Origin of the sequence: Escherichia sp. B1147, assembly GCF_001660175.1 — a bacterium.
Classification (GTDB): Bacteria; Pseudomonadota; Gammaproteobacteria; order Enterobacterales; family Enterobacteriaceae; genus Escherichia; species Escherichia whittamii.
Window position 1 is genome coordinate 517,612 of sequence record NZ_LFHY01000015.1, and the last position, 7,045, is coordinate 524,656.

Annotated in this window: 5 protein-coding genes and 1 pseudogene; all 6 read left to right on the forward strand. The window is 42.9% G+C overall.

The genetic code is table 11. The features are described from left to right. Positions 1-160 precede the first annotated feature (160 nt). The 6 genes and pseudogenes from amiC to A9180_RS17435 all read left to right on the forward strand — a co-directional run bounded on the left by amiC (position 161) and on the right by A9180_RS17435 (position 6,906). Positions 161-1,414 carry an N-acetylmuramoyl-L-alanine amidase AmiC gene (amiC, locus tag A9180_RS17410; RefSeq protein WP_044189882.1) on the forward strand — a complete coding sequence of 418 codons (1,254 nt, stop codon included), beginning with the start codon at positions 161-163 and terminating at the stop codon, positions 1,412-1,414. A 261-nt stretch (positions 1,415-1,675) separates the two neighbouring features. Further along, complete coding sequence (locus A9180_RS17415; protein WP_064529880.1) at positions 1,676-2,500, forward strand: PRD domain-containing protein; 825 nt, start codon at positions 1,676-1,678, stop codon at positions 2,498-2,500. A gap of 31 nt (positions 2,501-2,531) precedes the next feature. After that, positions 2,532-4,113: pseudogene (locus tag A9180_RS17420) on the forward strand (PTS transporter subunit EIIC). Then, positions 4,113-5,288, forward strand: coding sequence for a MalY/PatB family protein (locus tag A9180_RS17425; protein WP_064529847.1), 1,176 nt, complete (start codon positions 4,113-4,115; stop codon positions 5,286-5,288). Before A9180_RS17420 ends, A9180_RS17425 begins: the two are co-directional and overlap by 1 nt. A 2-nt stretch (positions 5,289-5,290) precedes the next feature. After that, on the forward strand, positions 5,291-5,887 hold the full coding sequence (locus tag A9180_RS17430) for an SIS domain-containing protein (protein WP_064529848.1): 597 nt from the start codon (positions 5,291-5,293) through the stop codon (positions 5,885-5,887). Positions 5,888-5,958: 71 nt separating this feature from the next. After that, on the forward strand, positions 5,959-6,906 hold the full coding sequence (locus A9180_RS17435) for a phosphoglycerate dehydrogenase (protein ID WP_064529849.1): 948 nt from the start codon (positions 5,959-5,961) through the stop codon (positions 6,904-6,906). Positions 6,907-7,045 lie beyond the last annotated feature (139 nt).

Below are 7,045 nucleotides of genomic sequence, written 5' to 3' on the forward strand. Positions count from 1 at the left end.
AATTTTATGCGGGAGCGACTTTTTTATCAGTAATACCGTGAATATAAATAGAATGTTTACCTTTTTATAGATGACAGATTATGCGTCTTTCGCTAAAGTTTCCGGTCAAATTGGTCGTTTACTTGTTACACAGCTTAGATTTCTTTTGCTCGGGAGAGGCATGTCAGGATCCAACACTGCAATCAGCCGCCGTCGTTTACTGCAAGGCGCGGGCGCCATGTGGCTATTGAGCGTAAGCCAGGTGAGTCTGGCTGCGGTCAGTCAGGTCGTGGCGGTGCGCGTCTGGCCTGCATCCAGCTATACCCGTGTGACGGTAGAATCAAATCGTCAGCTGAAATATAAGCAGTTTGCGTTGAGTAACCCTGAACGCGTGGTGGTGGATATCGAAGATGTAAACCTGAACTCGGTGCTCAAGGGGATGGCTGCGCAAATCCGCGCTGACGACCCGTTCATCAAGTCGGCACGCGTTGGCCAATTTGATCCGCAAACCGTGCGGATGGTTTTTGAGTTAAAGCAAAATGTAAAACCGCAGATGTTTGCCCTCGCGCCGGTCGCCGGGTTTAAAGAACGCCTGGTGATGGACCTTTATCCGGCCAATGCTCAGGACATGCAGGACCCACTGTTGGCACTGCTGGAAGATTACAATAAAGGCGACCTCGAAAAGCAGGTGCCGCCTGCACAGAGTGGCCCACAGCCTGGCAAGGCAGGGCGCGATCGTCCGATTGTCATTATGCTTGACCCTGGCCACGGCGGCGAAGACTCTGGCGCGGTGGGGAAATACAAAACGCGCGAAAAAGACGTGGTATTGCAAATAGCTCGCCGTCTGCGCTCTCTGATCGAGAAAGAGGGCAATATGAAGGTTTACATGACGCGTAATGAAGACATCTTCATTCCGTTGCAAGTGCGCGTAGCAAAAGCACAGAAACAGCGTGCTGACTTGTTTGTCTCTATTCATGCCGACGCCTTTACCAGTCGCCAGCCGAGCGGTTCCTCGGTGTTTGCGCTCTCTACCAAAGGCGCAACCAGTACTGCGGCAAAATATCTGGCGCAAACCCAGAACGCCTCTGACTTGATTGGTGGCGTGAGCAAAAGCGGCGACCGCTATGTCGACCACACCATGTTTGATATGGTGCAGTCGCTGACCATTGCCGACAGCCTAAAGTTTGGTAAGGCTGTGCTAAATAAGCTGGGTAAAATCAACAAGCTGCATAAGAATCAGGTTGAGCAGGCCGGGTTTGCCGTGCTGAAAGCGCCAGATATTCCATCCATTCTGGTCGAAACGGCGTTTATCAGTAACGTTGAAGAAGAGCGCAAATTGAAAACGGCAACTTTCCAGCAGGAAGTTGCGGAGTCTATTCTTGCGGGTATTAAAGCGTATTTTGCCGATGGGGCGACGCTGGCGCGAAGGGGATGATGTTTTAATTTATTTATTCAATGGGTTTATGTTTCATTGAGTCAATATTATTGATATGAATATTAGACAGTGATTTTGTGATTGTTGTCGAATATTTGAAAGTTGGCCAGAAAAATAAGTCTGGCGTCTCTTTTATTAAACACAATCCCGTGTAAGGTATACGCATTAGTTAGTCATCTTGTAACTGTTAAATCAGGCAAGGCAATGTTTGAAGTAATCATTACTTCTGACGTGCCTTGCCTTTTTTTTTGGAGCCATGAAATGATCATCGAAAAAGTCATGAACAATAATTGTGTGCAGGCATCGATGAATGGACAGGAGGTTATCATTTCTGGACCTGGCGTCGGTTACAACAAAAAATATGGCATGCCTGTACCTGAGCATCCTGCTAACAGAATTTTTTATGTCAGAAATGAGCAAAAAAATAAACTCTATAAATTGATTGAACATGTGGATATTGAGTATGTGTTTGTCGCCGAAAAGATAGTGCACTACGCGGAGTACAATCTTGAAAAAAAGTTAAATCCATCGCTATTGCTTATTCTTGCCGATCACATTTCGAATGCAATATCCCGAGTCACCGCCGGAATACAAATTAATAATGCTTTCCTTGAAGAAATCAAAGCGTTGTACAAAGCAGAATATGCTATAAGCCGGGATGCATTAACCATCATCAATGATCAGTTTAGCGTTCAGCTTCCGGATGATGAGATTGGTTTTATTGCATTACATATTTTAAATAACTATGAAAACTCAATTGATTATGAATCGGTACGGATTATTGAGTTGTCTCAAAAAATTACGGAGATTATCGAGGGTGTTTATAACCGAAGGGTGGACAGGAGTTCATTTAACTACTCAAGATTTATGATGCATCTTAAGTATTTTTCTTGTCGAGTATTATGCAATGAAAAAATAAAACAGAAAGATATTGGTGATATCTATGAGCAGTTTCTTGAGAAAGATATTCAGTTGCAACACGCTATTCATGAAATTGAAAGGTATCTGTACGCCACTTTTAAATATGAATTGATTTTGGAAGAAAAATTATATCTCTCTATTCGCACCAAAGTATTAATGGACTAATTATATATAACATTTATATGAGATAACCCGCATGAAACAAAAGAAAGCCTGGAGTTTTTTTCAGAGCCTGGGGAAGGCATTTATGTATCCCATCGCTCTGCTAAGTGTATGTGGCATGATGCTAGGGCTGGGAAGTGGTTTAGCCAGTGATGATATGGCAAAGTTAATTCCATTTCTGGCTATTCCAATAATTAAAACCATACTTGATTTCATTGTTAGCCTTGGTTTGTTTGCCTTTGTTAATTTACCTGTATTGTTTGCGATAGCGATTCCCTTAGGATTATTAAAAGAGAAAGAGGATAAAGCCTATGGCGCTTTTTCTGGCTTAATTGGTTTTATGGCAATGCATCTGGGAACGAACTTTTATCTTAAACAGCACGACTTATTGGTCGCTGCTGACCAAATGTCGACACATGGGCAAACCATCATTCTGGGGATCCAGTCCTACAATACCAGCGTGTTGGGGGGGGATTGTTGCTGGGTTATTAGTCGCCAGCATGTATAAGAAGATCGTTAACTTACGCATTCCAGAATCATTAGGTTTTTATAGTGGTCCGCGTCTGGTGCCTATCATTACACTGATTGTGATGAGCGGATTTGGCCTGATCATCCCTTTTATCTGGCCGCCGTTTTTCAATCTCTTCATGCTCATTGGCCACTGGATATCAACTTCCGGTCCTGTCGGTTATTTCTTCTATGCAGTTGCCGAACGCGTGACGATTCCTTTTGGCTTAAACCATCTGGTGACGTCAGTTTTCCGCTTTACTCCAATCGGCGGTTCGGCAGTGATTGGCGGCGAAGAGTATTACGGCACCCTGAACATGTTTATGGCGTACGTCAAAGAGAATACGGTCATTCCGCTGGATTTGGCGGGGAAAATGGAACAGGGCAAACTGATGATCCAGTATGGTCTGGCTGGTGCCGCGCTGGCGATGTATCGCACCGCCCATGCACAAAATAGAAAAGCTATCAAAGCATTGCTCATTTCTGGTGTGCTTACGGTGATTATTGGTGGTGTTAGCGAACCGATTGAGTTTTTGTTCTTATTTGTCAGTCCGCTGCTGTTTGTCTTCCATGCCTTTATGAATGGATTCGCCAACATGGTCTTGCCATATATGGGCGTGAAGATGGGATTTACTGGCGACCTGATTCAATTTATTAGCTTTGGCGTATTGCGTGGCACAAGAACAGGTTGGCCAATCGCGGTGTGTGTCGAAGTGGCCTATTTCTTTATTTATTACTTTGTGTTCCGTTGGACCATTCTCAAATTTAACCTGATGACTGTAGGACGTGAAGAGTCCAGTCCTGTCACGGTGAACGCTCAAGAACATACGGCTATAGCGGATATCCCAACTCTTAATAAATCAGAGCTGCAAGCGGCGGAGCAGATGGTTAAGGCGCTTGGTGGTAAAGAGAATATTAAATCATTGGATAATTGCGTAACTCGTTTACGTTTAACAATCGCAGATATGGGATTGATTGACGAGTCTGCAATAAAAAGAGCCGGCGGGATCGCGGTTGTTAAACTTGATCAAAATACCTTACAAGTCATTATTGGCACTAAAGTCATCGCCCTGCGTCGGGATATGGATAACTATATGGGGATAAGCTGATGGACTTTTTTAATACTCCTGTTTCCCGCAAAGGAACATATTGTACCCAATGGGACTTTTGTGAGGACCGATTTGGTGTAAAAGATGTATTACCATTCTCTATTTCAGATATGGATCTTCCGATACCGGAAGCTATCGTCAGGGCATTAAAAAAACGCCTGGAACACCCGATTTTAGGGTACAGTCGTTGGCAACATGATGAATATCTGAATGCAATAGTAAACTGGTATCATCAACAATATCAAACAAACATTAAACCTGAATGGATAACCTATAGCCCCAGTGTGATGTACTCCATTGCTAAAGCAATAGAGTTATTGACATCGCGTGGTGATAACATCCTCATTTTTACACCTGTCTATAACGCATTTTTTGATGTAATTAAACATAGCGAGCGAAATATTTTGACAACCTCTTTGATCATAAAAAATGAGGGGGGCTATGCTATCAACTGGCAAGATTTTGATCTTAAGATTAAAAGCGCAAAGATGGTATTATTATGTAATCCTCATAACCCGACAGGAACAGTCTGGTCGGAAGAAGATCTGCATAAAATCGCTGCAAGCTGTGTAAGACATAATGTCTGGTTATGTTCAGATGAAATTCATAGTGATTTTGTTTTTAATCGTAGTTTCACATCCGCGCTTAAAATAAAAAAAGAAAAAATAGTGGTGTTTAATTCGATATCAAAAACATTTAATGTTCCTGCGCTAACAGGATCATATATGATTTCAACTGACGAGAATTTTAATCATAAGTTCAGAACGATATCGAGGTATCGCGATTTCGTAAACTCCCCATCAGTACTGAATATAATTGCAACGATTGTTGCCTATAACGAATGTGAGGAATGGTTAAATTCATTGAAGGCACATATTGCCTCTAACATTCAATTCACCCAGCAGTATCTGAATGAAAACATTCCAGAATTGATCGTGAGGCCCGCTGAAGGCTGCTATTTTTCGTGGATTGATTGCTCTGCTATTGATTATCCCTTTGATGAATTCTACAGTCGATTAATTCATGAAGGTAAAGTGGGCATTATGGCGGGGTATGTCTACGGAACGGAGGGGGAGGGCTACCTTCGTCTGAACCTGGCCTGCGGTCGAGAAAAATTATATATGGGGCTTACGCGTCTTGCGAGTGTAATTAAAAATATTAATCAGGAAAAATAAAAATGAACAATACGGATCTTATCCATCTTATTAAACATTTTATGCGTAACGAACATAAAGCAGTTGAAGAAGTTATTGATTCCCCCCTTTCGGAAGTTGCAAATTTAATTAAAGTATTACAATCTTGTCAGGGGAAAGTTGTTTTTATTGGCGTTGGCAAGTCCGGTATTATTGCCAGGAAACTCGCCGCAACATTTGCCAGCACCGGAACTCCCTCGTTTTTCGTTCACGGTACTGAAGCCGTACACGGCGATCTTGGTATGGTGGCTAAAGACGATATTATTATTCTTATTTTAAACAGTGGTGAGACGGCGGAAATCCTGGCGACATTGCCTAGTCTGAAAAAAATGGGTAATTATTTGATCTCTTTTACCCGCAGTCATCGCTCATCGCTTGCGATAAGTTGTGATTTATCCGTTGAAATTCCCGTCAAAAGTGAGGCGGATAATTTAGGTTTAGCGCCATCATGTTCATCGACAGTCGTTTTGGTTGTTGGTGATGCGGTAGCGCTTGCACTCTCCGAATTGAAAAAATTTACTCGTGCTGATTTCGGCTTATATCATCCAGGAGGTGCGCTCGGCATTAAAGCAAATTCATAATTTCAAAATATAAATACAGTAACCGGTCACGCCATCTTTTGGGGTGGCGTTCATTGAAGTGAGTGTCAGCTATGAAAAACGTTCTGGTCACCGTTCCCAGCTTTTCAGCGCGTTGTGTTTCTGCCTGCAAGCTGCTAAGAGAAAATCATTTTAACCTTATTATTAAGAACAATATTGAACATCTGGTTAAATCGGAATCCACCGTATTACGAGAATCTATTTGTGCGGTCATTGCCGGAAAAGATTGTTATCAGGCGGACACGCTATCACTACTGCCCGGTGTGAGAATAATATCGAGATTCGGGACGGGGATAGATAATATTGATCTTCGCGCGACACGACAATCAGGTATTGTGGTCAATAATGCGGTTGGGATTAATTCAAATGCGGTCGCGGAATTTATCATTGGTCTTATTTTTGCGAGCATGAGAAATATCCCCGGTAGTTATCATGCGATGCAAAATGGTTATTGGGGTGAGTCGCATGGCTGCGAGTTACAAGGGAAACGTATTGGTCTGATTGGCTACGGCAATATTGGCAAAACTCTGGCGAAAAGGTTGTCTGGCTTTGATGTTGAGCTTTTAGCTTTTGACAAACAACCTGATTATCAGCTCGCCGACAAAGCTGGAGTTCAGTTTGTATCGATTGAAGATATCTTCATGCAGTCGCATGTCATCATAATTCTTCTGCCTTTTTCTCCTGATCTGGAGAACTTCATTAGCCACAAATATTTGTCGATGATGCGTAACGGCTCGTTGATCATCAATGCCGCCAGGGGAAAACTGCTGGATGAAGAGGCTTTACTTCAGGTTATTGAGGAACGGAATGTTTTTGCGGCGCTGGATGTATTTAGCACTGAACCGCTGGCGCAATTTAGTCCACTGCTGCATGCCAAAAATATCATTACAACGCCACATATTGCCGCCGCCACCGTTGAGTCATACCAGCAAACCGGTATACACGTAGCCAGGTCGATAATTGATTTCTTTGCGGGAAGGGAGATAAAAAACGTGCTGTGAGTTCAGCAAAGGAAGATTTCGGGTACAAAAAAACCGCAATCTGTGAAACACATTGCGGTTTATCAGCATTCTAATAAATTGGTTGCGGGGGCCGGATTTGAACCGACGACCTTCGGGTTATGAGCCCGACGAGCTACCA

Bases quoted from the DNA above. Each gene is read 5' to 3' on its own strand.
- amiC (WP_044189882.1), top strand. From the start codon at position 161: ATGTCAGGATCCAACACTGCAATCAGCCGCCGTCGTTTACTGCAAGGC.
- A9180_RS17415 (WP_064529880.1), top strand. From the start codon at position 1,676: ATGATCATCGAAAAAGTCATGAACAATAATTGTGTGCAGGCATCGATG.
- A9180_RS17425 (WP_064529847.1), top strand. From the start codon at position 4,113: ATGGACTTTTTTAATACTCCTGTTTCCCGCAAAGGAACATATTGTACC.
- A9180_RS17430 (WP_064529848.1), top strand. From the start codon at position 5,291: ATGAACAATACGGATCTTATCCATCTTATTAAACATTTTATGCGTAAC.
- A9180_RS17435 (WP_064529849.1), top strand. From the start codon at position 5,959: ATGAAAAACGTTCTGGTCACCGTTCCCAGCTTTTCAGCGCGTTGTGTT.